The 23,817-nt window shown below is 64.5% G+C and carries 25 protein-coding genes and 1 pseudogene; 14 read left to right on the top strand and 12 right to left on the bottom strand.

Annotated features, from left to right (window positions below):
- Complete coding sequence (locus tag SCLO_RS08510; RefSeq protein ID WP_066516755.1) at positions 1 to 1,761, bottom strand: fatty acyl-AMP ligase; 1,761 nt, start codon at positions 1,759 to 1,761, stop codon at positions 1 to 3.
- Positions 1,762 to 1,911: 150 nt separating this feature from the next.
- Between SCLO_RS08510 and SCLO_RS08515 the strand changes: the two genes are divergently transcribed.
- The 4 genes and pseudogenes from SCLO_RS08515 to SCLO_RS23835 form a co-directional block, all read left to right on the top strand.
- Positions 1,912 to 2,439, top strand: coding sequence for a regulatory protein RecX (locus SCLO_RS08515; protein ID WP_066516756.1), 528 nt, complete (start codon positions 1,912 to 1,914; stop codon positions 2,437 to 2,439).
- Positions 2,440 to 2,478: 39 nt separating this feature from the next.
- Positions 2,479 to 3,012, top strand: a complete 534-nt coding sequence (locus SCLO_RS08520; protein ID WP_066516709.1) for a DUF192 domain-containing protein — start codon at positions 2,479 to 2,481, stop codon at positions 3,010 to 3,012.
- A 56-nt stretch (positions 3,013 to 3,068) separates the two neighbouring features.
- The gene (locus SCLO_RS08525) at positions 3,069 to 3,467 is read left to right on the top strand and encodes an NADH:ubiquinone oxidoreductase subunit NDUFA12 (protein WP_066516713.1); all 399 of its coding nucleotides are present in this window, start codon (positions 3,069 to 3,071) and stop codon (positions 3,465 to 3,467) included.
- 245 nt (positions 3,468 to 3,712) lie between these two features.
- Positions 3,713 to 3,883: pseudogene (locus SCLO_RS23835) on the top strand (DUF2155 domain-containing protein); the annotation flags it as partial.
- Between the two features lie 35 nt (positions 3,884 to 3,918).
- Here the strand turns inward: SCLO_RS23835 and aat are convergent.
- Positions 3,919 to 4,677, bottom strand: coding sequence for a leucyl/phenylalanyl-tRNA--protein transferase (aat, locus tag SCLO_RS08535; RefSeq protein WP_066516718.1), 759 nt, complete (start codon positions 4,675 to 4,677; stop codon positions 3,919 to 3,921).
- 115 nt (positions 4,678 to 4,792) lie between these two features.
- Here aat and SCLO_RS08540 point away from each other — a divergent pair, with 115 nt between their 5' ends.
- The 3 genes from SCLO_RS08540 (at position 4,793) to SCLO_RS08550 (ending at position 7,864) form a co-directional block, all read left to right on the top strand.
- On the top strand, positions 4,793 to 5,206 hold the full coding sequence (locus tag SCLO_RS08540) for a hypothetical protein (RefSeq protein WP_231923394.1): 414 nt from the start codon (positions 4,793 to 4,795) through the stop codon (positions 5,204 to 5,206).
- A gap of 253 nt (positions 5,207 to 5,459) precedes the next feature.
- Positions 5,460 to 6,758, top strand: coding sequence for a dipeptidase (locus SCLO_RS08545; RefSeq protein WP_066516719.1), 1,299 nt, complete (start codon positions 5,460 to 5,462; stop codon positions 6,756 to 6,758).
- A 122-nt stretch (positions 6,759 to 6,880) separates the two neighbouring features.
- Positions 6,881 to 7,864 (top strand): Dyp-type peroxidase, encoded by a 984-nt coding sequence (locus SCLO_RS08550; RefSeq protein WP_066516720.1) that lies wholly within the window; start codon positions 6,881 to 6,883, stop codon positions 7,862 to 7,864.
- A gap of 220 nt (positions 7,865 to 8,084) precedes the next feature.
- On the opposite strand, the gene rplQ is transcribed toward SCLO_RS08550, so the two are convergent.
- From rplQ to rpsM, 4 genes are all read right to left on the bottom strand, one after another.
- Positions 8,085 to 8,510: a 50S ribosomal protein L17 gene (gene rplQ / locus SCLO_RS08555; RefSeq protein ID WP_066516722.1), complete on the bottom strand. Its 426-nt coding sequence runs from the start codon at positions 8,508 to 8,510 to the stop codon at positions 8,085 to 8,087.
- Between the two features lie 139 nt (positions 8,511 to 8,649).
- Positions 8,650 to 9,711, bottom strand: a complete 1,062-nt coding sequence (locus tag SCLO_RS08560; RefSeq protein ID WP_066516724.1) for a DNA-directed RNA polymerase subunit alpha — start codon at positions 9,709 to 9,711, stop codon at positions 8,650 to 8,652.
- Positions 9,712 to 9,830: 119 nt separating this feature from the next.
- Complete coding sequence (gene rpsK, locus SCLO_RS08565) at positions 9,831 to 10,220, bottom strand: 30S ribosomal protein S11 (RefSeq protein WP_004208752.1); 390 nt, start codon at positions 10,218 to 10,220, stop codon at positions 9,831 to 9,833.
- A gap of 106 nt (positions 10,221 to 10,326) precedes the next feature.
- A complete protein-coding gene (rpsM, locus tag SCLO_RS08570) occupies positions 10,327 to 10,695 on the bottom strand; it encodes a 30S ribosomal protein S13 (protein WP_066516725.1) in 369 nt (122 codons plus the stop codon).
- 285 nt (positions 10,696 to 10,980) lie between these two features.
- Between rpsM and SCLO_RS08575 the strand changes: the two genes are divergently transcribed.
- The 5 genes from SCLO_RS08575 to SCLO_RS08595 all read left to right on the top strand — a co-directional run bounded on the left by SCLO_RS08575 (position 10,981) and on the right by SCLO_RS08595 (position 16,941).
- Positions 10,981 to 11,673 carry a hypothetical protein gene (locus SCLO_RS08575; RefSeq protein WP_066516728.1) on the top strand — a complete coding sequence of 231 codons (693 nt, stop codon included), beginning with the start codon at positions 10,981 to 10,983 and terminating at the stop codon, positions 11,671 to 11,673.
- A 149-nt stretch (positions 11,674 to 11,822) separates the two neighbouring features.
- Positions 11,823 to 12,482, top strand: coding sequence for a YoaK family protein (locus SCLO_RS08580; protein ID WP_083949061.1), 660 nt, complete (start codon positions 11,823 to 11,825; stop codon positions 12,480 to 12,482).
- 29 nt (positions 12,483 to 12,511) lie between these two features.
- The gene (locus SCLO_RS08585) at positions 12,512 to 13,765 is read left to right on the top strand and encodes a TCR/Tet family MFS transporter (protein WP_066516731.1); all 1,254 of its coding nucleotides are present in this window, start codon (positions 12,512 to 12,514) and stop codon (positions 13,763 to 13,765) included.
- 42 nt (positions 13,766 to 13,807) lie between these two features.
- Positions 13,808 to 15,367: a glutamine-hydrolyzing GMP synthase gene (gene guaA, locus SCLO_RS08590; protein WP_066516733.1), complete on the top strand. Its 1,560-nt coding sequence runs from the start codon at positions 13,808 to 13,810 to the stop codon at positions 15,365 to 15,367.
- Positions 15,368 to 15,684: 317 nt separating this feature from the next.
- Positions 15,685 to 16,941: a tyrosine-type recombinase/integrase gene (locus SCLO_RS08595; RefSeq protein WP_066516735.1), complete on the top strand. Its 1,257-nt coding sequence runs from the start codon at positions 15,685 to 15,687 to the stop codon at positions 16,939 to 16,941.
- On the opposite strand, the gene SCLO_RS08600 is transcribed toward SCLO_RS08595, so the two are convergent.
- Positions 16,919 to 17,134, bottom strand: coding sequence for a helix-turn-helix transcriptional regulator (locus SCLO_RS08600; protein WP_231923395.1), 216 nt, complete (start codon positions 17,132 to 17,134; stop codon positions 16,919 to 16,921). The two genes, SCLO_RS08595 and SCLO_RS08600, sit on opposite strands and share 23 nt — an antisense overlap.
- A gap of 225 nt (positions 17,135 to 17,359) precedes the next feature.
- Positions 17,360 to 17,857 (bottom strand): Fic family protein, encoded by a 498-nt coding sequence (locus SCLO_RS08605; RefSeq protein ID WP_083949064.1) that lies wholly within the window; start codon positions 17,855 to 17,857, stop codon positions 17,360 to 17,362.
- Between the two features lie 103 nt (positions 17,858 to 17,960).
- On the opposite strand from SCLO_RS08605, the gene SCLO_RS08610 reads away from it, so the two are divergent.
- Positions 17,961 to 18,685, top strand: a protein-coding gene (locus SCLO_RS08610; protein WP_407695322.1) for an IS5 family transposase whose coding sequence is annotated in 2 segments (ribosomal slippage) — positions 17,961 to 18,261 and positions 18,261 to 18,685 — 726 coding nt in all. Because the reading frame shifts where the segments join, the coding sequence is not laid out codon by codon here.
- Between the two features lie 93 nt (positions 18,686 to 18,778).
- Positions 18,779 to 19,539 (top strand): IS5 family transposase gene (locus SCLO_RS08615; protein WP_096362111.1). Its coding sequence is split into 2 segments (ribosomal slippage): positions 18,779 to 19,106 and positions 19,106 to 19,539, totalling 762 coding nucleotides; the frame shifts between segments, so codons are not numbered across the junction.
- 147 nt (positions 19,540 to 19,686) lie between these two features.
- On the opposite strand, the gene SCLO_RS08620 is transcribed toward SCLO_RS08615, so the two are convergent.
- The 4 genes from SCLO_RS08620 to SCLO_RS08635 all read right to left on the bottom strand — a co-directional run bounded on the left by SCLO_RS08620 (position 19,687) and on the right by SCLO_RS08635 (position 23,764).
- The gene (locus tag SCLO_RS08620; RefSeq protein WP_003606532.1) at positions 19,687 to 20,694 is read right to left on the bottom strand and encodes an LLM class oxidoreductase; all 1,008 of its coding nucleotides are present in this window, start codon (positions 20,692 to 20,694) and stop codon (positions 19,687 to 19,689) included.
- Positions 20,695 to 20,696: 2 nt separating this feature from the next.
- Positions 20,697 to 21,002 (bottom strand): ArsR/SmtB family transcription factor, encoded by a 306-nt coding sequence (locus tag SCLO_RS08625; protein WP_066521487.1) that lies wholly within the window; start codon positions 21,000 to 21,002, stop codon positions 20,697 to 20,699.
- A gap of 79 nt (positions 21,003 to 21,081) precedes the next feature.
- On the bottom strand, positions 21,082 to 22,206 hold the full coding sequence (locus SCLO_RS08630; protein WP_066521480.1) for an alkene reductase: 1,125 nt from the start codon (positions 22,204 to 22,206) through the stop codon (positions 21,082 to 21,084).
- Between the two features lie 67 nt (positions 22,207 to 22,273).
- Positions 22,274 to 23,764: an aldehyde dehydrogenase family protein gene (locus tag SCLO_RS08635; RefSeq protein ID WP_066521477.1), complete on the bottom strand. Its 1,491-nt coding sequence runs from the start codon at positions 23,762 to 23,764 to the stop codon at positions 22,274 to 22,276.
- Positions 23,765 to 23,817: the final 53 nt, after the last annotated feature.

Here is a 23,817-nt window from a genome sequence, read left to right on the forward strand (position 1 = left end):
TCAAGCCGCTATGTCGTAGGGGCGGATTTCCCCGGCCAGATAGAGATTGCGTGCCTTGGACCGGCTGAGCTTGCCGGAGCTGGTGCGCGGCAATGTGCGCGGTGGCACCAGTTCGACCACGCAGTTCATGCCGGTGATGGCGCGGACCCGTTCGCGGATCTGGTCGCGCAGACGCGAGCGCTCCTCATTGTCGGAGGTACGGCAATGCACCAATACAGCGGGCGCTTCCTCGCCACCGGACGTCGTGATCGCGAAGGCGGCGATGTCGCCCTGCTTGAAGCCGGGAAGCTGTTCCACCGCCCATTCGATGTCCTGCGGCCAGTGGTTCTTGCCGTTGATGATAATCATGTCCTTGGCGCGGCCGACGATATAGAGATAGCCGTCGCTGAGATACCCCATGTCGCCGGTGTCGAGCCAGCCGTCCACCATGCAGGCGTCGGTGGCTTCCTGATCGCGGAAATAGCCGACCATCAGCGATGGCCCGGTGGTCCACACCTTGCCGATCTGGCGCTCGTTCAGTACGGCACCGTCCTCGTCGCGGATTTCCACGATCATGTCGCGCGCGGGCCTGCCGCAATTGACGATGGAACGGAAACGCTGCGGACGACCCTCCGTCGCGTCGCCGCCAGACAGATCGGTTTCCTCGACCAGTTCGACGATGATGCCTTCGCCCGGGGGCATGATGGTCACGGCCAGCGTCGCTTCGGCAAGACCGTAGCTGGGCAGGAACGCCTTGGGGCTGAAGCCCGCGTCGGCGAAGGCGTCGACGAAGCTCTGCATCACATCGGGGCGGATCATGTCCGCGCCGTTCCCGGCCAGCCGCCAGCGCGACAGGTCGAAGCGGTCGGCGGCCTTGGTCTGGCTCGACATGCGGCGCGCGCAGATGTCATAGCCGAAGGTCGGCGAATAGCTGATCGACGTGCCTTCATTGCGGCTGATGAGGTCCAGCCACGCCAGCGGACGGCGGGCGAAATCCTCGGTCTTCATATAGTCGGTCGACACCTGGTTGGCGACGACCGACAGGAAGCAGCCGACCAGGCCCATGTCGTGATACCAGGGCAGCCAGCTGATGCAGCGGTCGCTTTCTGCCAGTTCCATGCCGTGGCTATGCGCCGCGAGATTGCTCAGCAGCGCGTGATGCGTCACCGCGACGCCATGGGGGAAACGGGTCGAACCGCTCGAATATTGGAGGTAGCAGATTTCCTCGCCCTTCGCCCGCGGCAGGTCGCAGGAAATGGCATCGCGCGAGAGGAAATCCTCGAAGGCGATGCTTTCGACCGAACGCTGCCGCCCGGCCTCTCCCGCCATCTCTTCCAACTCCCTGGGGAAGAGGAAGAGCATGGGGTCGCAACTCGTCAACTGGACGTTCAATTGGTCGATATAGCTTTCCTTGCCCCCGAAGCTGGTCGGCAGCGGCAGCGGCACCGGCCATGCGCCTGCATAGACGATGCCGAAGAAAAGCTGCGCGAAATCCGCGCCTGTCTCCGCCACCAGCGCCACGCGGTCCTGCGGCTTCACGCCATGGGCGATCAGGCGGTGGGCGCAGGCGACGGCGTCTTCGCGCAATGCGCTGAACGGATAGGGCCGCGCCAGATTGCCGCGCGCGTCGTGGAAATTCATGCCGCGCCTGCCCCGCGCCGCATAGTCCAGCGCCTCGCCCAGCGTCTCGAAATCCGAGAAGCGGCGGGGCAGATCATCGGTCGTCGGCGTCGGTGCCATCATGCTTTGCGAGCCCGTCATATTGGTGTCACCCAATGTCATATTTGTCATATCCGGCCGTCCGCTATCAGCTTTGGCGCGATGTTGCACCGGATAGTTTCATCTCAGCCTGTGCTTCTAGCGCATAAGGCGCGGTAAAATTCCGGCCCGACTGTGGCATAAAGATGGCGCATGTCGCATGATGCCGGCCGCATGACCGGCAAACGCCCCCGACCACCGCTCGATGAAGACGCCTTGCGCGAGATGGCGCTGCGCTATGTCGGCCGTTTCGCTACCAGCCGGGCGAAGCTGCTCGACTATCTGCGGCGCAAGATCGGGGAAGGGGGCTGGGGTGGCGCGCAGCCCGCCGATCCGCAGGCGCTGGTCGATCGGCTGGCCGCATTGGGCTATGTCGATGACAGCGGTTATGCGGTGATGAAAAGCGCTGCCCTCGCGCGGCGCGGCTATGGCGCGAGGCGGGTTGACGAAAGCCTGCGCGCGGCGGGCATAGCGCAGGCCGACCGGACGGAGGCGGACGCCCGGACGGAGGCGGAGGGCTGGGACGCCGCCGAACGCTTTGCCCGGCGCAAGCGCATCGGCCCTTTCGCGGCGGAACGGCCCGATCCGAAGCTGCGCGAGAAATGGATGGCAACCTTCCTGCGCGCGGGCCATCGCCATGCGCTCGCCCGCCGCTGGGTGGACGCGCCGCCCGGAGAGCCGCCGGAACGGGATGAAGGTTAATCCCCTCCCCCTGCCGATCCATTCGCGTTACACGGGGATATGCGCCGCCCATTCCTCCTTGCCGCCCTGCTGCTGGCTGCCTGCTCGTCCCACGCCGTTCCCAAGGCAGGAAACGGAAGTGAAGCCGCTGCATCGAAAAGCCCCCTCCTCCCCCTCGTCATCCGCACCGCCAAGGGCGAACGACGCTTCGACGTGGAGGTCGCGCTGACGCCACAGGATCAGGCACAGGGCCTTATGTTCCGCAAGTCGCTGGCGCCGGACTCCGGGATGCTGTTCCCCATGGACCCGCCGCGCACCGCGAGCTTCTGGATGAAGGACACGCTGATCCCGCTGGACATGCTGTTCATCCATACGGACGGCACCATCGCCTTCATTCAGGCAAACGCGCAGCCTTATTCGCGCGAGCCGGTGTCGGCGGGCGTCCCGGTCGCCGCCGTGCTGGAGCTGGCGGGCGGACGCGCGGCGGAATTGGGTATCAGCGAAGGGGATCGCGTCCACTGGGGCCATTGCGCCGCGCCCGGCACGCGCCCGGATGAGGCTTGGGACCGCTTGAATTTCTGTCCCGCTTCCTGACCGGAAACCGCACAAGCGCCTTGCCAAGCAGCCGCCCCAGCGGCTAAGCGCAGCCCATGGGAATCCTTGGCAAGATCTTCACCTGGTGGAACGGCGCCACCATCGGCACCTCGCTCTTCACGGCCCGCAAGGGGACGAAGGTCGGTGAGGACCATCAGGGCAATGTCTATTATGAAGGCGGCACCGACGTGCATGGCCGCGCCCGCCGCTGGGTGATCTACAACGGCAATAACGATGCGAGCCGGGTGCCTTCCGAATGGCATGGCTGGCTGCATCATTCCATCGAAGGCGCGCCGGAAAGCTTCCTGCCGCCGCCGCGCATCTGGGAACGCGACTTCACGCCCAACGCGACCGGCACCGTCAACGCCTATCGCCCGTCCGGCGCGCTGGAAAAGGGCGGCCATCGCCAGAAGGCGACCGGCGATTATGAGGCGTGGAGCCCCGAAGCATCATGACCCCTCGCCCGGCGGGGGGCATCCTGCCGATCCTGACCACTGCGCCCCTGCTGGCCTGCGCCCTGATGCTGGCCGGATGCGGCCGCGGCGACATGCCCGCCGCCAACCAGTCCGGGCCGGTCAAGATCGAGAACAGCCCAATCCGCGGCGGCGATGTGTCCGCCCTGCCCGGCACGCCCATGGCGGAGCGGGTCGCGGTGGTGGGCCTGCTCAACAAGCGCAACGGCCTGACCCGCGATCTTCAGATGAAGCCGGGCGAGGCGCTGCGCGTGGGTGACGCCATCGTTCGGCTGCAAGCCTGCGAGAAGACCGCGCCCTGGGAGAATGTGCAGGAGACCGGGGCCTTCGTTCAGCTTGACGTGCGGAGCAGCGCGGACGGCAAGTGGCGGCGCGCCTTTTCCGGCTGGCTGTTCCGCGAGCGGCCCGACCGCAATGTGGTGCAGCACCCGGTCTATGACGTCTGGGTCAAAAGCTGCGCGATGGAATGGCCGGAAACGGGGCCGGAAACGGTCAAGGCCGGCGCAAAGGGCGAACCTTCCGCTCCCGCGCCTCGCGCGCCGGACAATGGATCGAACGCCAGTTCCGCTGCCGCGCCCGAACCGGCGGACAGCACGGCGCGCCCTGCGCCGAACGGCACGTCGGCGACCGCTTCGCCCAACAATTGAAGATAGTCGGGCTGGCTGATTTCCACCGCGCCCAATGAGCGCAGATGGTTTGTCATGAACTGGCAGTCGAGCAGCGTGAAGCCGCCGAATCGCAGCCGCGCCACCAGCCAGGCCAGCGCGACCTTCGACGCGTCGGTGCGGCGGGACACCATGCTCTCGCCGAAGAAGGCGCGGCCCAGCGCCACGCCATAGAGGCCGCCGACCAGTTCCTCCCCTTCCCACAATTCGACCGAATGGGCGAAGCGCAGGTCGTGGAGATGGCGATAGGCCTGCTCGATGGGGCCGTTGATCCATGTCGTCGGGCGGTCCTCGGCGGCCTCGGCGCAAAGGGCCACGATGGCGGGAAAGGCGCGGTTGGCGGTGACGCGGAACCGCTCGCTGCGGATGGTCTTGGCGAGCGAGCGCGACAGGTGGAAGGCGCGGAGCGGCAGGATCGCCCGCCTCTTCGGTTCGACCCAGTAAATGTCCTGCGCGTGGCGGTCGTCCGACATGGGGAAGACGCCAAGGGCATAGGCCTGCAACAACAGCAAGGGATCGATCGTCATTGCCCCCGGATTAGCAGAGCTTGGGGCGAAACCATGAACGAAATAGCGAAGGGAAAGGGTTTTTCGGCCAGGATAGGAGATGTGGAAATGGGATATCAGCATAAGGTATTGATATATGATGGTTTATGGAAAATTTCCGCTTTCCGCCTTCCTGCTGGCGATGATGGCCGCTCCCGTCTCCGCGCGGGGTGAGGCGGCTGTCCCTCCCGCGACGGCGCAGGACGAGGCGGCGGCGTGGACGGGGCATTATTATTTGCAGGGCGTGATGGAGACGGGATCGGAAATGCTGCTGCGGCCCGACGGGCGGTTCCAATGGTATCTGGTGGTGGGATCGCTCGACCTGTTCGCGGAGGGGCGGTGGGAGGCCCGGGACGGCTCCGTCGTCCTGACGTCCGAGCCGAGCGAGGACGTGCCCAAGCCGGCGTTCGGGACGATGGTGCTGCGGCAGGAGGAAGGGCGGCTGATTCCCGGCGAGAAGTTGGGCGGCGCTTATGTGCGGCCGGAGCGGGATGGCGATCAAGGGCGATAATGCGGGATGTGAGGTGCAGAGAAGCCTTCGACTTCGCCCAGGCGCGCCCCCTTCGACAAGCGCAGGGCGAACGGAGGTGGGTGTCTGGTATCTCACTCGAAAATGGAAGGGCCATGTTCCCGCGAAGGCAGGGAGCCGGATCGAACGGCGGAACCATGCTCCCGCCTTCGCAAGGAGCATGGTAGGTGAGGAAAGCAAACCACCCCCAAAGCCCCCTCTTGGCGCGCCGGGGCGCAGACGCCATAGTCGCGCGATGAAGAACCTTCGCCTCGCGGCATTGCCGCTGCTGCTCGCCGCCGCCCTGCCCTTTTCGCCGGCGCGGGCCGAGTCCGATCCCCATGCGGCGCGGATCGCCCGGATACTCAAGACAACGCCGCTGATCGACGGGCATAATGACTGGCCGGAAGCCCTGGCCGACAAGGCGGGCGACGGGCGCTGGTCGATGGACCTCAACCGGCTCGATCCCCAAATCTATCATACCGACATCGAAAGGCTGCGCGCGGGCGGGATCGGGGGGCAGTTCTGGTCCGTCTGGGTGTCGGCGGAAAAGCCGGGGCTGCAACAGGTGAAGGACACGCTGGAGCAGATCGAGTTCGTCCACAGCCTCGCGCGGCGCTATCCGGGACAGTTCCGGATCGTCTCCACGGCGGCGGAGGTGCGCGCGGCGCACAAGGCGGGACGGATCGCCTCCCTGATCGGGGTCGAGGGCGGCGGCCAGATCGACGGGAGCCTGGCGGTGCTGCGCGCCTATCGCGACCTGGGGGCGAGCTATCTGACGCTCACCCATTCGAAGACGATCGAATGGGCGGACAGCGCGACGGACGATCCGAAGCATGACGGCCTCACCCCCTTCGGCGAGGCGGTGGTGCGGGAACTCAACCGGCTGGGGATGCTGGCCGACCTCAGCCATGTGAGCGAGGCGACGATGCGGGACGCGCTGCGGGCGAGCCGCGCGCCGGTGATCTTCTCCCACTCCAATGCGCGGGCGCTGTGCGATACGCCGCGCAACGTGTCGGACGCGGTGCTGGCGGAGGTGGCGAGGAATGGCGGCGTGGTGATGGTGAACTTCGCCGCGCAATATGTGTCGGAAGCGCGGCGCGTGTGGAACGCGGATCGCGCCGCCGAGATCGCGCGCAACAATGCGCCGCCCTTCGGCGGGCTGCATGTCGGCGATCCCGAAGCGGCGAAGCGGGCGCTGGCGGCGTGGGAGAAGGCGCATCCCGAGCCGGTGACGACCATCGGGCAGGTCGCCGATCATGTCGAGCATATCGCCCGGGTGGCGGGCGTCGATCATGTGGGGATCGGCAGCGACTTCGACGGGGTGGGCGCCCTGCCGCAGGGACTGGGCGGGGTGGACCGCTACCCGGCGCTGCTGGCGGAACTGATGCGGCGGGGATGGAGCGACGGGGACATCGCGAAACTCGCGGGCGGCAATGTGCTGCGGGTGATGGCGGCGGCGGAGAAGGTCGCGACGGAGTTGAAGGGGGAGCCGGAGGGGAACGGGCCGGAGGGGAACGGGACGGCGGAAGGGATGGATCGGGGGAGGAAGTGAGAAGAAGGGCGGTTTGCGGCCCTTCCGATTTGTGGCAATGCCGTGGGATGGCGGGCGGGCGAACGCTCCCCCCCCTGGGTGCGCGATCGATCGCGCGGGCTCTTGAAAAAAGGAAACGCAGGGTGACGGGAAACAGTTGGGAACGGGTGCCGATAGATCCGCAGAGCGTCGACGCGCCACTTTCCCAATCCGCCATCTTCCTCGTGCTGCGCGTCGCGGACGGCCCGGATGCCCTCGCCACGGTCTGCTCCGTGCTGGGCGGATTGGACGATCTGGTCAAGACGGTCGGCTTTCGCGACCTGTCCGCCCGGCTTTCCTGCATCGCGGGCATCGGCAGCGACCTGTGGGACCGCCTCCATCCGGGTGGCAAGCCGCGCGAACTGAAGCCCTTCGCGCCGATCAAGGGGACGGCGCATGACGCGCCGTCGACGCCGGGCGACCTGCTGTTCCACATCCGGGCCGAACGCGCGGACCTGTGTTTCGAGTTCGAGCGCCTTTTGCTGGCGGCGCTCGATACGGCCGTGGAGATGATCGACGAGGTGACGGGGTTCCGCTATTTCGACGCCCGCGACCTGCTGGGTTTCGTCGACGGAACCGCCAACCCGGCCGGTCCCGACCTGTCCGCCTCCGCGCTGGTCGGCGATGAGGACGGGGATTTCGCGGGCGGCAGCTATATCGTTGTCCAGAAATATCTGCACGACATGGCGGCATGGGGGCGCGTGCCTACCCCCTTGCAGGAAGAGATCATCGGCCGGACGAAGATCGACAATGTCGAGATCGACGACGATGCCGCCCCGCGCAAGTCGCACAAATCGCTGGCGACCATCGTCGACGAACAAGGCGTGGAGCATGACATACTGCGCGACAACATGCCCTTCGGCCGCGCCGGCCATGGCGAGTTCGGAACCTATTTCATCGGCTATTCCCGCTATTTGTGGGTGATCGAGAAGATGCTGGAGCGGATGTATGTCGGCGATCCGGCCGGGGCCTATGACCGGCTGCTCGATTTTTCGACGCCGCGGACCGGCACGACATTCTTCGCCCCGCCCCGCCCCATGCTGGAGGCCATAGCGCAGGGCACGGCAGGCGCCCCGGCCGCCGGCTGACGACCCGCGCCTCATTCGGATCGGCGTGGATTTCCCGCCCCGGAAGAGCGCCCGGCGAAGGCATGGCTGCCGGCCTGTTCGTGGACCGGCTTGCCCTGGCCCGCGCCGCCTTCGATGCGGAGCGGGCGGGAGCGGCATCCCCTGGGAAAAAGGCCGCGGCTTCCTTCGAAGCCACGGCCTTTTTTCACGCTAGCTCATGCCGCCCGGAAGCGGCCTGATCTTATGCGGCTTCCAGTTCGTCCGCGTCGGCGTTCTGGACCGGGCCGGAATCCTGCCCCTTGGCGTCGATGTCGCGGTCCACCAGTTCGATGATCGCGATCGGCGCGGCGTCCGACGCGCGGATGCCGGCCTTGATGACGCGGGTGTAGCCGCCGTTGCGGTCCTTGTAGCGCTCGGCCAGGACTTCGAACAGCTTGGTGAGCTGCGCGTCGTCCTGAAGACGGGCATGGGCCAGACGGCGGTTCGACAGGCCGCCCTTCTTGGCGAGGGTGATCAGCTTTTCGACGTAGGGACGCAGTTCCTTCGCCTTGGGCGTGGTCGTCAGGATCTGCTCATGCTTGATGAGCGAGGCCGCGAGGTTGCGGAGCAGCGAGTTGCGATGCCCGGCGCTGCGCTGCAGCTTGCGATGACCGACCTTGTGACGCATGTCTTCTTCCTTCGTTCGTTAAGGGGCCGTTTCAGGTACCCCAGACCAGGCGACCGTTGAGGTCGTCGCCCATCCACCTTCTTCCGTTCGGTTCCAGCCAGTCGTTCCCGACTTCGCTCGAACCGAACGGGGATCGGGTTCAGCCCAGCAGCTCCTGTTCGAGCTTCTTGGCCATTTCCTCGATATTTTCCGGCGGCCAGCCGGGGATGTCCATGCCCAGGCGCAGGCCCATGGACGACAGCACTTCCTTGATCTCGTTCAGCGACTTGCGGCCGAAATTGGGGGTGCGCAGCATCTCGGCCTCGGTCTTCTGGACCAGATCGCCGATATAGATGATGTTGTCGTTCTTGAGGCAGTTGGCCGAGCGGACCGACAGTTCCAGTTCGTCCACCTTCTTGAGGAGGTAGCGGTTGATCTGGTTCGCGTCGCTTTCGCCCTCGCCCGACGAGGAAGCGGCAGAGCCGGCAGCCGGAGCGGCGGCGGGCAGCGCGTCCTCGAAATGGACGAAGAGCTGGAGCTGGTCCTGAAGGATGCGGGCGGCATAGGCCACCGCGTCCTCGGGCGTCACCGTGCCGTCGGTTTCGAGCGTCAGCGACAGCTTGTCATAGTCCAGTTCCTGGCCGACGCGGGTGTTGTCCACCTTGTAGGCGACCTGGCGGACGGGCGAATAGAGCGCGTCGACCGGGATCAGGCCGATCGGTGCATCGGCCGGGCGGTTGGCGACGGCGGGGACATAGCCCTTGCCGACGTCGGCGGTCAGTTCCATGTTCAGCGTCGCGCCCTGATCGAGATGGCAGATCACCAGATCGGGGTTCATCACTTCGATGTCGCCCACGACCGCGATGTCGCCCGCCTTCACTTCGGCCGGGCCGGTGGCGGAAAGCTGGAGCCGCTTGGGACCGTCGCCTTCCATCTTCAGCGCGATCTGCTTCACGTTCAGGACGATGTCCGTCACGTCTTCGCGCACGCCCGCGAGCGAGGAAAATTCGTGCAGGACATTCTCGATCTTGATCGAAGTGACCGCCGCGCCCTGGAGCGAGGAGAGAAGAACCCGCCGCAGCGCGTTGCCGAGCGTCAGACCGAAGCCGCGCTCCAGCGGTTCGGCGACGAAGGTCGCCTTGCGCTTGCCGTCACCGGAGGTCTTGATCTCCAGCGCGTTGGGCTTCTTCAATTCCTGCCAGTTCTTCATGTTGACAGTCATGTAATTCCCCTGGGGATGAGGCCGAAACGCTGGTCCTGGACCCAATCAGGACGTTACGGCCGATGCAAATGGGCAAGCGGGCAGCGCGTCCGCCGCCCGCCGGTAACCGTCGCGCGCTGTTAGACGCGGCGGCGCTTGGACGGACGGACGCCGTTGTGCGGGATCGGCGTGACGTCACGGATGGAGGTGATGTGGAAGCCCACGGCCTGCAACGCGCGCAGAGCCGATTCGCGGCCCGAACCGGGGCCCTTCACTTCGACTTCGAGGGTGCGCACGCCATGTTCGGCGGCCTTGCGGCCCGCATCCTCGGCGCAGACCTGCGCGGCGTAAGGGGTCGACTTGCGGCTGCCCTTGAAGCCCATCATGCCGGCCGAGGACCAGGAAATCGCATTGCCCTGCGCGTCGGTGATGGTGACCATGGTGTTGTTGAAGCTGGCGTTGACGTGCGCCACGCCCGCCGAGATGTTCTTGCGCTCGCGCCGTTTGATGCGCTGGGGTTCGCGTGCCATTTTTTGCTCTTCCTACGAAAATCTGTTGACCTAGGCTGTGCCCAAGGAGGGCTGCCTCCGGCGGAGTAAGGCTGAAAACAGTCCCCCGGACTGTTTTCCGGGCGCCTTACTTCTTCTTGCCGGCGATCGGCTTCGCCTTGCCCTTGCGGGTGCGCGCATTGGTGTGCGTGCGCTGGCCGCGGACCGGCAGGCCCTTGCGATGACGCAGGCCGCGATAGCAGGCGAGGTCCATCAGGCGCTTGATGTTCATCGCCGTGTCGCGGCGCAGGTCGCCTTCCACCGTATAGTCGGCGTCGATGGCTTCGCGGATCTGGAGGACTTCGGCGTCCGTCAGGTCCTGAACGCGGCGGCTGTGGTCGATGCCCAGCTTGGTGGCGATGTCGACGGCGGTCTTGCGGCCGATGCCGTGGATGTAGGTGAGCGCGATGATCACGCGCTTGTTGGTCGGGATGTTGACACCCGCAATACGTGCCATGGTAATCTGTTCTCCTGCTCCACGGGGCGGTTGGCGCCGTCCCATCTCAAAGCGTCCGGGCCGGAAGCTCCTCTGGCCGAGGAGCGATGGCCATGTTACACCCCGAGACGCAAAAAAGACGGCCAGTGCTTCTGCACTGCCGCTCACCAGCGTGTCGGGATGCGCGCGCTCTAGCGAGTCGGTCCGGAACTGTCAACATCGACCCGTCGCGGCGGGCGCGATGTTCAGCCTTCCGACAGCCTGCCGCCGGTAGGGAACGGCATATCGCAACGGAAGGTCCGGGACATGAAGACGAGACGGTGGATGATGGGATCGCTGGCCCTTCTGGCGCTGGTCGGGGCGAGCCTGTCCCCGGCCGAGGCGCGGCCGCGCTATGGTCATGGCGGCTGGAACCAGGGAGGATGGAATCAGGGAGGATGGGGCCATGGCGGCTGGGGCGGCGACCGCTGGCGGCACCGGCGCGGCAATGGCTTCGGCGTGGGCGACGCGATCGGCGTGGCGGCCCTGATCGGCGCGGTGGCGGTCGTGGCGTCCTCCATGTCCAAGGACAGGAAGGCCGCAAGCGCTTCCGGACCCGGCGCGGGACGCGCCCATGACGGCGACTATGATGACGACGGCGCGCCGCCCGCCGACGGCACGGATTATGGCGCGGACCGGCGGAACGGGGATTTTTCCGACATTGCCGATGCCAGCGGGGCCGATGCCAGCGGGGCCGACGCCGACCGGCAGGACGACTCGCAGATGTCCGACGCCTGCGCGGTCGCCGCGCGGGACGAAGCGCAGGCGCAGGGCGGCTATGCCGAGGTGCGCCATATGGACGCGCCCCGCGCCACGAGCGTGGGCTATAATATCGACGGCGATGTCGAGACGCGCGCGAGCTGGAGCGCGAGCGGCGGCACGACGCGCCGCTTCACCTGCGCGATGCGGGACGGGCGCGTGGCGGAAGTGTATCTGAGCCGGGACGTGGCGAGCCGCTAGGACGGATCGGGTTTCTTTTCGACATACGCTTGCCTTTGCATCTGTCCTTCAAGCCGGTTCGTGCTCCTGCGAAGGCAGGAGCACGGCGCTTAAAGCCGACTCCACGATCGCCATTCCCTTTTGCCAGCCGCATGATTTAAGAAGCGATCATGCGGCGCTATGATTTTCCCCGGCATCTGTTGGCGATGGGCCTCGCGGCGCTGGCGGGGTTCATCGACGCGCTGGGCTTCCTGAAGCTGGGCGGGCTGTTCGTGTCCTTCATGAGCGGCAATTCGACGCGGCTGGCGGTCGGCCTTGCCAGCGGGACCAGCGTGGCGCTGGCCGCGGCGGGGCTGATCGCGGCGTTCGTCGGCGGGGTCATGATCGGCGCGTTGCTGGCGCGGACGGCGGGGCGATGGCGCAAGCAGGCAGTGCTGGGGCTGGTCACGCTGTTGCTGGGGATCGGCGGGATGCTGACGGCCATGGGCCATGCGGGCGACGGCCTGACGCTGCTGATGGCGGCGGCGATGGGCGCGGTGAACAATGTGTTCCAGCGCAATGGCGAGGTGAGCATCGGCGTCACCTATATGACCGGCGCGCTGGTGAAGCTGGGCCAGGCGCTGGCGACGGCCCTGGGCGGAGGCGCGCCTTTCGGCTGGCTGCCCTATCTGCTGCTGTGGCTGGGGCTGGTGTCGGGCGCGGTCGCGGGCGCCGCGCTGTTTCCGGTCATGGACCTGGCCGCGCTGTGGATCGCCTGCGCCTTTTGCGCGCTGCTGCTGGGATGGAGCCTGCGGATGGGGCCGCTGCCCGCCGCTTCGCCCTTGGCTTGAAGCCTCGTTCGGCCTAGGAGCCGTCCGCCATGTCCCTCGTTCCCGCTTCCCGCCGCAATGCCGCCATCGCCTTCATCCTGGTGACGGCGCTGCTCGACGTGATGTCCATGGGCATCGTCATCCCGGTATTGCCGCAACTGATCGAGACGCTGACCGGATCGACCAGCGAGGCGAGCCTGTGGAACGGCGTGTTCGTGGCGCTGTGGGCGGCGATGCAGTTCCTCTGCTCGCCGGTGATCGGGTCGCTTTCCGACCGGTTCGGGCGGCGGCCGGTGATCCTGATTTCCGTCGCGGGGCTGGCGATCGACTATGTGCTGATGGCCCTGGCACCGGACCTGTGGTGGCTGGCGCTGGGGCGGATATTGGCGGGCGTCACCTCTTCCAGCTTCACCTCCACCTTCGCCTATATGGCGGACATCACGCCGCCCGGCGAACGCGCGCGGGGATATGGCCTGATCGGCGCGGCGTTCAGCGCCGGCTTCGTCGCGGGGCCGCTGGTCGGCGGCGTGCTGGGCGAAGTGTCGCTGCGCGCGCCCTTCTGGGCGGCGGCGGTTTTGTCGGCCATGGCGTTTCTTTACGGGCTGTTCGTGCTGCCTGAATCGCTGCCCGCAGAAAAGCGCATGGCCTTTTCGTGGAAGCGCGCCAATCCGTTCGGGGCGCTCAAGCTGCTGCGGTCGCACAGGGAATTGTCGAGCCTCGCCATCGTCAACTTCCTGCTCTATTTCGCGCATCACCTCTTTTCAGCGGTGTTCGTGCTCTATGCCGGCGACCGCTATGGCTGGAGCGCGTGGCAGGTGGGGACGCTGCTGGCGCTGGTCGGCCTGCTCGACATGGGCGTGCAGGGGATGCTGGTCGGGCCGGTGGTGAAGCGGCTGGGCGACAGCAGGACCATGGTGACCGGCCTCGCCTTCGGGGCGGTGGGCATCCTGGCCATGGGGCTGGCGAGCAACGGCTGGCTGTTCATCGCGGCGATGTTCCCCAATGCGCTCTGGGGCCTTGCCATGCCGACCATCCAGTCGCTGATGACGCAGCGCGTGTCGGAAAATGAGCAGGGGCAGTTGCAGGGCGCGAACAATAGCGTCGGGGCCATTGCGGGCATCGCCTCGCCGCTCTTCTTCGGCTGGGTCTATTCGGTGTCGATCGGGCCGCAGCCCGCCTTGCCCTTCATCGGCAGCGCCTTCGTGATCGGGGCGGCGGTGCTGGGCGGCGCGGCGGTGATGGGATGGCTGGCGGGGCGCAACGCCGACGCGCCTTCGCTGGACAAGGGCGGCATAGCGCACTAACCGCGCGGCATCCCATTTCTCCGGTCACGCAAAGGCGATTCGATGACGCTGCCCCTTCAGGATTCCATCCTTATCGTGGACTTCGGCAGCCAGGTGACGCAGCTGATCGCGCGGCGCGTGCGCGAGGCGGGCGTCTATTCGGAGATCGCGCCCTTCAATAGCGCCGCCGAGGCGTTCGAGCGGCTGAAGCCCAAGGGGATCATCCTGTCGGGCGGCCCCTCCTCCGTGATGTGGGAAGACAGCCCGCGCGCGCCGCAGCATTTCTTCGACGCGGGGATTCCGATCCTGGGCATCTGCTATGGCCAGCAGACGATGATGCAGCAGATGGGCGGCACCGTCGAAGGCGGCGAGAGCGGCGAGTTCGGCCGCGCCTTCATCGAGGTGAAGAAGGGCTGCGCGCTGTTCGACGGGCTGTGGAGCGAGGGCGAAAAGCATCAGGTGTGGATGAGCCATGGCGACAAGGTGACGCGCCTCGCGCCCGGTTTCGAGGTCGTGGCGGTGAGCGAGGGCGCGCCCTATGCCATCACCGCGAACGAGGAAAAGCGCTTCTACGCGACGCAATTCCATCCGGAGGTCGTGCATACGCCCGACGGCGCGAAGCTACTCGCCAATTTCGTGCGCCATGTCTGCGGCCTGGCGGGCGACTGGACCATGGCCGAGTTCCGCGCGACCAAGATCGCGGACATCCGCGCGCAGGTGGGCGAAGGCCGGGTGATTTGCGGCCTGTCGGGCGGCGTCGACAGCGCGGTCGCGGCCGTGCTGATCCATGAGGCGATCGGGGATCAGTTGACCTGCGTCTTCGTCGACCACGGTCTGATGCGGCTGGGCGAGGCGGAGCAGGTCGTGAGCCTCTTCCGCGAGCATTATGGCATCAAACTGGTCCATGTGAACGCGGAGGAGCGGTTCCTGAACGGCCTTGCGGGCCTGACCGACCCCGAAAAGAAGCGCAAGTTCATCGGCGGCGAGTTCATCGCCCTGTTCGAGGAAGAGGCGAAGGCGGTCGGCGGCGCCGACTTCCTGGCGCAGGGGACGCTCTATCCCGACGTGATCGAATCGGTGTCCTTCACCGGCGGGCCTTCGGTCACGATCAAGAGCCACCACAATGTCGGCGGCCTGCCCGAACGGATGAACATGAAGCTGGTCGAGCCGCTGCGCGAACTGTTCAAGGACGAAGTGCGCGTACTAGGCCGGGAACTGGGCCTGCCGGAGATTTTCGTGGGCCGCCACCCCTTCCCCGGCCCCGGCCTTGCCATCCGCATCCCCGGCGAAGTCAGCAAGGAACGCTGCGACATATTGCGCAAGGCCGATGCCATCTATCTGGAGGAAATCCGCAATGCGGGCCTCTATGACGCGATCTGGCAGGCTTTCGCGGTGCTCCTCCCCGTGCGGACGGTGGGCGTGATGGGCGACCACCGCACCTATGACTCGGTGTGCGCGCTGCGGGCCGTGACGTCGACCGACGGCATGACGGCGGACATCTATCCCTTCGACGCCGCGTTCCTCAGCCGCGTGGCGACGCGGATCATCAATGAGGTCAAGGGCATCAACCGGGTCGTCTACGACTATACCAGCAAGCCGCCCGGCACCATCGAGTGGGAATAATTTTTGCCCTTCCGGGCGTGTCCGAAATCACGCTATAATACGACATAAGCAAATGAAAATACTGAAAAAATCTCTCCGAGACTTTCAGCATCTATCGCCGGGTTAGCCTCCCGCTTGACGGTATGGCCGGCGGTATGGCGCGTCTTGTCTCAACCGAAAAACGCATATACCGTCAGGGGTAAGAGAGCTTCGGACGGTATATTTTTTGGCCTAAGCAACTGTAAGTGCTAAATAAAATCCTGTCAGGTGGCGCAATTTTGGCCTGACGGTATAATTGGTTGCTCTCCTTCATTTTTTGACGGGACTGGAGGGTGCAGATGCTGACCGACACCGCTATCAAGGCACTGAAACCAAAAGATAAATTATACAAGATTGTGGATCGTGACGGTATGTACGTCGTGATCCAACCTTCGGGTTCAATCGTGTTCCGCTTGGACTACCGGCTCAACGGCCGTCGGGAGACCTTGACGTTGGGTCGTTATGGCCCGGCGGGGCTGTCTCTGGCCCGGGCGCGTGAGAAGCTGATTGATGCCAAGCGCGCCATTTCCGAGGGTCGCTCGCCGGCGCAGGAAAAGCAGCGCGAGAAGCGGAGGATCAAGGAAGCCAAGAGCTTCGGCCAGTTCGGTGAACGCTGGCTTCAGGAAGCGAGGATGGCGGACAGTACACGCGCGATGCGGCGGTCGATCTTCGAGCGCGACATCCTCCCGGCGTTTCGCAATCGACTGCTAACCGAGATCCTGCCAGAGGATCTGCGCGGGTTGTGCGCGAAGGTAAAGGAACGCGGGGCACCGGCAACAGCGGTCCACGTCAGAGACATTGTGAAGTTGGTGTTCGCCTTCGCCATCCTGCACGGGGAGAAGGTCGCCAACCCGGCCGACGAGGTTGGCCCATCGTCGATCGCGACCTTCGTGCCGAAGGACAGGTCGCTATCTCCCGCGGAGATACGCATCATGCTCGGACAGCTTGAGCATGTCCCGACGCTGCCGACGATCCGTCTCGGGATAAGGCTGATTCTGCTCTCGATGGTGCGAAAGAGCGAATTGCAGGATGCAGTCTGGGACGAGGTCGATTTTGAGAACGCCGTCTGGTCGATCCCCAAGGAGCGAATGAAGCGCTCGAAGGCGCACAACGTCTATCTATCGCAGCAAATGCTCGACATCTTCATCGCTCTCAAGACCTGCGCCGGAAACTCGAAATACGTCCTGCCGTCGCGCTACGACGCTGACGCGCCGATGTCGCGGGCCACGTTCAATCGGGTCACGACGGCAGTGGTGGTGCGGGCCAAGAGGGAAGGAATGCCGCTAGAGTCCTTTACGGTTCACGATCTCCGACGCACCGGCTCGACTCTGCTGAACGAACTGGGCTTTAACAGCGACTGGATCGAGAAGTGCTTGGCGCACGAGGATGGACGATCCTCACGGGGCATCTACAATAAGGCGGAATATGAGCATCAGCGCCGGCACATGATCCAGGAATGGTCCAATATCGTGGACGCTTGGGTCGTGGGGGAGAAATACACGCCGACCCTTTATCCGCCGACAATGGACCTGCTTACGCCCGAGCCGGATGTTTGATGGGGCGGGTCTTGCGAAGCTGGACATCGGGCATGGGTGCGCGTTTCACGGTTTTCGCGCGTGAGGCGCGGCGGCGCTCCTCGAGCCAGGCTTCGACTTCGGCGAGGTCCCAGACCACGCAGCGAGGCGTAAGATAGAAGCGCTGCGGAAATTCACCGCGCTGCTCCATGTCGTAGATGGTCGTGTCGGCCAACGGGACGATTTGCCGAAGCTCATGGCGCCGGATGGTCCGTGTCACGGCGAGAGGTTCTTGTGATTTCATCAGAGGCCTCCGTCAGCCATTGGGTTCGACGGATAGAAGTCGATAGACGACGTTGAAAGAAAGCCCGGATTGAGGGGCGTAGAACAGTATCGCGCTCTGGCGTGCATATCGGATAAGGCGCGGCCATCGCCGCGCCCAGCCAGACCTCCAATCGGTTCATTTGGATGATCGGCGATACCGGCCCTTCCGGCGTGAGCCGACGTAGCATATGAGACCAGCCACCTTGAGCGCGGCGATGTCCCGACGCGCGGTTTTCAGGCTAACCGCCCACATTGCCACAATATCCCGTGCGTCACTTCGACCTGCCGCGACTCGGTCGAGAAACCAGTGCTGCCGCTCGTTGAGTTCGGCCCGATCAGGGACATTTATAGGGTCGCGTTCAGGGACACGTTCAGGGACATTTTTCCGCCCGCCCGTTGCCGATCGTCCCCCTGCGGCTTCCCCGGCGGCATAGGCTTCGCGCGCTCTGACCAGGGAAATGCGATCCACTGGCCCGGTCAGCGGGATGGCTGCCGGCCCATCAATCAGGCCGAGAACGAAGGCCCTGATGACTGGGGACGAGACCACCAGCCGCAGGAAATAGACGCTGTCTGGCCCGTGCTGGCCTGAGAGCCAGTGCTTGACGGTTCGCTCGCTTGCGTCCGTCTGGCGCATGAGCTGCTTAGGGTCAGGACCCATTGATATGAGCGTCGCGATCTGATTCAGGCTCCGCGAGGAGACCGGGATGAGCGACCTGTTTTGACTAACGGATGAGCAGATGGAGCGGCTGCGGCCGTTCTTTCCGAAGAGCCATGGCAAGCCTCGAGTGGATGACCGGCGGGTGCTGAGCGGCATCGTGTTCGTCAACCGCAACGGGCTGCGCTGGCGCGATGCTCCTGGCGCGTACGGGCCGCACAAGATGCTGTACAACCGCTGGAAGCGCTGGGGTGAGGCAGGCGTGTTCACGCGCATCATGGAAGGTCTGGCTGCGGTGGGCGCCGAACCCAAAACGGTGATGATCGACGCGACCTACCTGAAGGCGCACCGCACGGCATCGAGCCTGCGGGTAAAAAGGGGGATCTCGGCCGCCTGATCGGACGCACGAAAGGCGGCATGAACGCCAAGCTCCATGCCGTCGCCGACGCGAACGGTCGCCCCTTGAGCTTCTTCATGACCGCCGGTCAGGTCAGCGACTACACCGGTGCGGCCGCGCTGCTGGACGACCTGCCAAAAGCGCAGTGGCTGCTCGGCGACCGCGGCTACGACGCCGACTGGTTCAGGGACGCTCTTCAGGCCAAGGGCATCCAGCCTTGCATCCCAGGCCGCAGGTCGCGCAACGGGCCCGTCCGGTACGATAAGCGCCGCTATCGGCGCGGCAGCCGCATCGAGATCATGTTCGGCCGCCTCAAAGACTGGCGCCGCGTCGCCACCCGCTACGATCGCTGCCCTACGGCCTTCTTCTCCGCCATCGCCCTCGCTGCCACCGTCATCTTCTGGCTGTGATCAACGAGTCCTGACCCTATGTTGGGAACCTATATATCTAACTGATATTATATGGTAAATATCCTGTATCTGTAGGTATGTGCAGGAGTGGGCATGTCGCCTCATCTGTTCTGGCTGTCGGATGAAGCCTGGGCGGCGATTGAGCCGCATCTTCCACGCGGCAAGGCGGGCAAGCCGCGTGTCGATGATCGGACGGTGATTTCCGGTATCTTGCATGTGCTCAAGACCGGGTGCCGGTGGCGCGATGTTCCGGCAGCTTATGGACCGCCGACCACGATTTACAATCGTTTCAATCGCTGGTCGCAGCGCCGCATCTGGCAGCGCCTGTTCGAGAAGGTTGCGGCGTCAGGGCCGGTACCAAAGGAACTGTCGATCGACAGCAGCCATGTCAAAGCGCACCGTTCGGCAGCGGGCTCAAAAAGGGGGAATATGAAGAAGCGATTGGGCGCTCGCGCGGCGGAAGGACGTGCAAGATCCATTGCCTGGCCGACGATCGCGGCAGACCGGTCGCCATCACCCTGACGCCAGGCAATATCGCCGACATCAGCATCGCTATCCCGCTGCTCGGGTCGGTGGCACCGCCAAAACGCTTGCTCGCCGACAAGGCCTATGACGCCGACAGCCTGCGTAAATGGCTCGCGGCAAGGCAGGGCAAGGCCGTCATCCCGTCGACGGCCGCACGCCGGACACCATATCCTCTCGATCGGCGTATCTATCGCCGGAGAAATGTCATCGAGCGTCTCTTCGGGCGCCTCAAAAACTGGCGGCGCATCGCTACCAGATACGATCGACACGCACACAACTATCTCGCCGCCATCGCTCTCGTCGCTGCCGTCACCGAGTGGGCCAAATGAGTCCCCAACCTAGGGAATGTTGTTAACTGCTTCATTCTGCCTGTCCATTCTATGTCGTCGCATACCTATCCCATTATGAACTTGCCGCACCTTGGTGACGACGGGCGTTTGCGTCATCAGGCAAGGCGGCTGTCGTGGCGCCATGATTTAAAGATGCGCGTTGAAACGGGGCACGACGTAGGTGCCAAGCTCCTCGACCACCTCGGGGGCGGGGCGGCGGCCATATTTGAGGTTGAGGATGATGTGATCGACGCCAATCGTTTCCAGCGTTTCCAGAAGCGTCAGCAGATGGTCGCGTCCCAGCCTGAAGCCCAGGTGGATCGGTGACGGGGGCGTGGCCGGATGTGCGTCGAGATCGATATAGAGCGACTGAAAAAACGGCTTGTAGGTCTCGCCGACCTGCGCCTTGACCGACTCCCGCCAATTCTGCACGAACAGTTGCTGTGCCTGGGGCGGCCGCGGGTAAGTCATCCATCCGCTGCTCTCCCGCGCGATCCAGTCCAGGGATTGGCGGCTGTTCCCCGTCACGAAGAAGGGGATTTCGTTCGTGGTAGGCTTCGGGATCAGGTCGGCGCCTGCCAGCAGGCCACGGCTCCACTGTAAAGGCTCGAAGCTGGTGCTCTGCACTCGGCGGATGATGTCGAGATTTTCACGGAAGACGTCGCCCCGCTGGTCCGGGTCCACGCCGAAGGCGGGAAATTCCACTGGGCGATCGCCTGTGGCGACTCCCAGGAGCAGGCGACCATCACTCAGCCGGTCTACGCTCGCGGCGGCTTTGGCCGTATGAAGCGGATGGCGCAGCGGGATCGCGATCGATGCGGTCCCGAGTGCGATCCTTGAGGTCCGGGCAGCGATGAAGCCGAGATAGACCCACGGATCGAAGACCTGTCCCACGTCGCCGAAACTCGGATCGCGCAAGGGTACGTCCCGGAACCAGAGCGTGGAGAAGCCAAGCTCTTCCGCGCAATTGGCCAGCTCGACCTGGCTGAGCATGGCCGGAGCATCGCCCTGGAACGCCTCAATAGGGAAGAATAGCCCTAGGCTAAGGTGGCCAGCCTTGAAGGTGTAGCGGAACCCGCGATGCTGTTGGTAGGGGATAGTATTGGGCTGATACATCTTTATTTCCTTGATGGTTAGCTTCTCCGGCACGCGCATCGTCAAATCAGGGCTTCAAGGTTTTCTAGGTAGGTCGAGATGTTTTCGCCATGGCGCTTGTAATAGGTCCAGGGACCGACACGCTTTGATGTGACCAGTCGGGCGCGCTGCAACGACGCCAGATACAGGGACACCGTCGACTGGGAGAGGCCGACCCGTTCCTGGATGGCGCTCACGCAAACACCGACCTGTTCGGGATCGACTTCCTGCCCCGGAAAATTCTCGCGAGGGTTCTTCAACCAGCCGAGGATTGCGAGGCGGGTCGGGTTATCCAGAGCCTTCAGGGTATCGCTGACGTTCGTATTCATCGGTACGCGCCATCTTGTTCCCGGCGGCCGCAGGCGGAAGCGCGAGCCGCGTCCAGAGGTCCGGACGCGGCTCGCAAGCTCACGACTGGTAGGTGCGATAGTCGGTGTAGCCCTTGTCGGTGCCGCCATACATGGTTGCCGGATCTACCGGGGTCAGCGGCCAGTTGTTGGCGATGCGCTTGGGCAGATCAGGGTTCGCGATGAAGGGACGGCCGAATGCAATCAGGTCGCCCCAGCCAGACTCGATCACCCGCACGCCGCGCTCTGCGGTATATTTTCCGGCATAGAGCACCCTGCCGCTAAAATTCTTCCGCACATCCTCGCGAAATGTCTCAGGCAGTTCAGGCGCATTGTCCCAGTCAGCTTCGGCGAGCGAGACGTAGGCGATCCCGATGTCTTCGAGAACCTTGATGGCTTCGATATAGGTCGCGTGGGGATCGTCCTCGACGAGGCCGAGATAGACGCGATCCTCTTGGGTGGTCGCGAACAACGGCGCAAATCGCACCCCTACCCGATCCTTGCCGACGACATCTGCGACCGCCTGCGTCACTTCACGCAGGAACCTCAGGCGGTTCTCCAGGGAACCGCCATATTCGTCGTCGCGCCGGTTGGTGTGGGCGGATATGAACTGGTTCACCAGATAGCCGTTCGCGCAGTGGATCTCGACGCCATCGAAACCGGCTTCGAGCGCATTGCGTGCCGCCTGCGCATAGAGCTGCACCAGCTCCTTGACCTCTGCGGTGGTCAGCGCGCGAGGAATTGACGGCTCTGCCAATGCGCCCTCACCGGGGCCAGTTTCAATGAACACCTTGACGGCGTTCGCGGCGATCGCCGACGGCGCGACAGGCGCTGCTCCCCCCGGTTGCAGCGAGGTATGGGAAACGCGGCCTACATGCCAAAGCTGGAGGAAAATAATCCCGCCTTCGGCATGCACTGTGTCGGTCACCTTCCGCCATCCCGCGATCTGTTCCGGGCTGTGGATGCCCGGCGTCCAGGCATAGCCCTGGCCGCGAGGCTCGATCTGCGTACCTTCGGCCACCATGAACCCGGCGCCGGTGCGCTGACGGTAATAGGCGGCCATGAGGTCGTTGGGGATATTTCCCGGCTGCGAGCTGCGCGAACGCGTGAGCGGCGGGAGGACGATCCGATTGCGCAGGGTGTACGGACCTAATCCAACGCTGTCGAAAAGAACCGAGTTCTTCATTTCATTACTCCTAAATATCGCGATTTATAGATGTGCAAGGCAAGAAGATTCTTACAACCACTGGATTTCAGTACAGTCCGAAGGGCGCCTCGTTGAGGCTCACAATGATGTTCTTCTTCTGGCTGTAGGCGTCCAGCATGGACTTGTGGGTCTCACGGCCGATGCCCGACTTCTTGTAGCCGCCGAACGGGGCATGCGCCGGAAGTTCATGATAGGTGTTGACCCACATGCGGCCCGTCTCTACCGCGCGCGCCACCCGGATCGCCCGGTTGATGTCCTGGGTCCAGACGCCGCCGGCCAGGCCATAGTCCGACGCATTGGCCTGCGCGATGACCTCATCCTCGTCCTTGAACGGCAGCACGACGACCACCGGGCCAAATATCTCCTCCTGGGCGACGCGCATGTCGTTGCGGACATCGACGATGATCGTCGGCTGGATGAAGAAACCGGCGTCATAGCCGCTGCCGGTCAGACGGTTGCCGCCGGTCAGGATGCGCGCGCCTTCTTCGGTGGCGAGCTTGATATAGCCCATGATGCGGTCGGTCTGGGTCTGGCTGACCTGCGCGCCCATCTGGGTGTTCTCATCAAGCGGATCGCCGACGCGGACCTTCTCGAACCGCTCCTTCAGTTCATCGACGAAGCGATCATAGATCGATTCATGGACGAACAGCCGGGCGCCGGACTCGCAGACCTCACCCTGGTTCCAGAGGATGCCCAGGGCGGCAGCCTCCACCGCGCGATCCCAATTGGCATCGGGGAAGACGATGTTGGCGGACTTGCCGCCCAATTCGAGCGTCGCGGGGATGAGCTTTTTAGCGGCGGCTTCCGCCACAATCCCACCGACGCGGGTCGAGCCGGTGAAGGCCAGCTTGGCGACCTGAGGATGGTCGAGGATCGCTTGCCCGGCCACGGCACCAGTGCCCGAGACAATGTTGACCACGCCGGCCGGCAGCACCTGGGCGAAGATCTTGGCGAGTTCGAGGATCGTGACCGGCGTCATCTCGGACGGCTTGATGACCACCGTGTTGCCCGTCGCGATCGCCGGCGCGATCTTCCAGGCCGCCATCAACAGGGGGAAGTTCCAGGGAATGACCTGCCCGACGACGCCGATCGGTTCGTTGATCGTCAGACTCATCGTCTGCTCATCGATCATCGCCACTTCGTCCGAATGGCTGCGGATCACGCCGGCGAAATAGCGGAAATGGTCGATCGCGAGCGACACGTCGAGCCGGGCTTCGCGGACGGGCTTGCCGACATCCATGCTCTCGAGAACGACGAAGCGTTCGGCATCGGCCTCGAACAGATCGGCGATCTTGAGGAGCGCATTCGCTCGATCGGTCACCGAGGTCTTGCGCCAGGTCTGGAAGGCGCGGGCAGCGGCCTGGACGGCGCGATCGACATCGGCGGCCGTGCCGTTCGGGGTGCGCGTCAGATAGGCGCCATTGGCGGGATTGATACTCTCGATCGTCTCGCCACTTTCGCCATCGACCCATTGGTTGTCGATGAAATGACCATAGCTATCATCGGGAGCGTAGGTCGCTGCGGTTTTGTTCAGCATCAGCACTGTGCATCTCCTTTGGCGCGGAAGTGGTGCTGACAAAGTAGAGTTAT

The sequence above is a fragment of the Sphingobium cloacae genome, from assembly GCF_002355855.1.
GTDB lineage: Bacteria > Pseudomonadota > Alphaproteobacteria > Sphingomonadales > Sphingomonadaceae > Sphingobium > Sphingobium cloacae.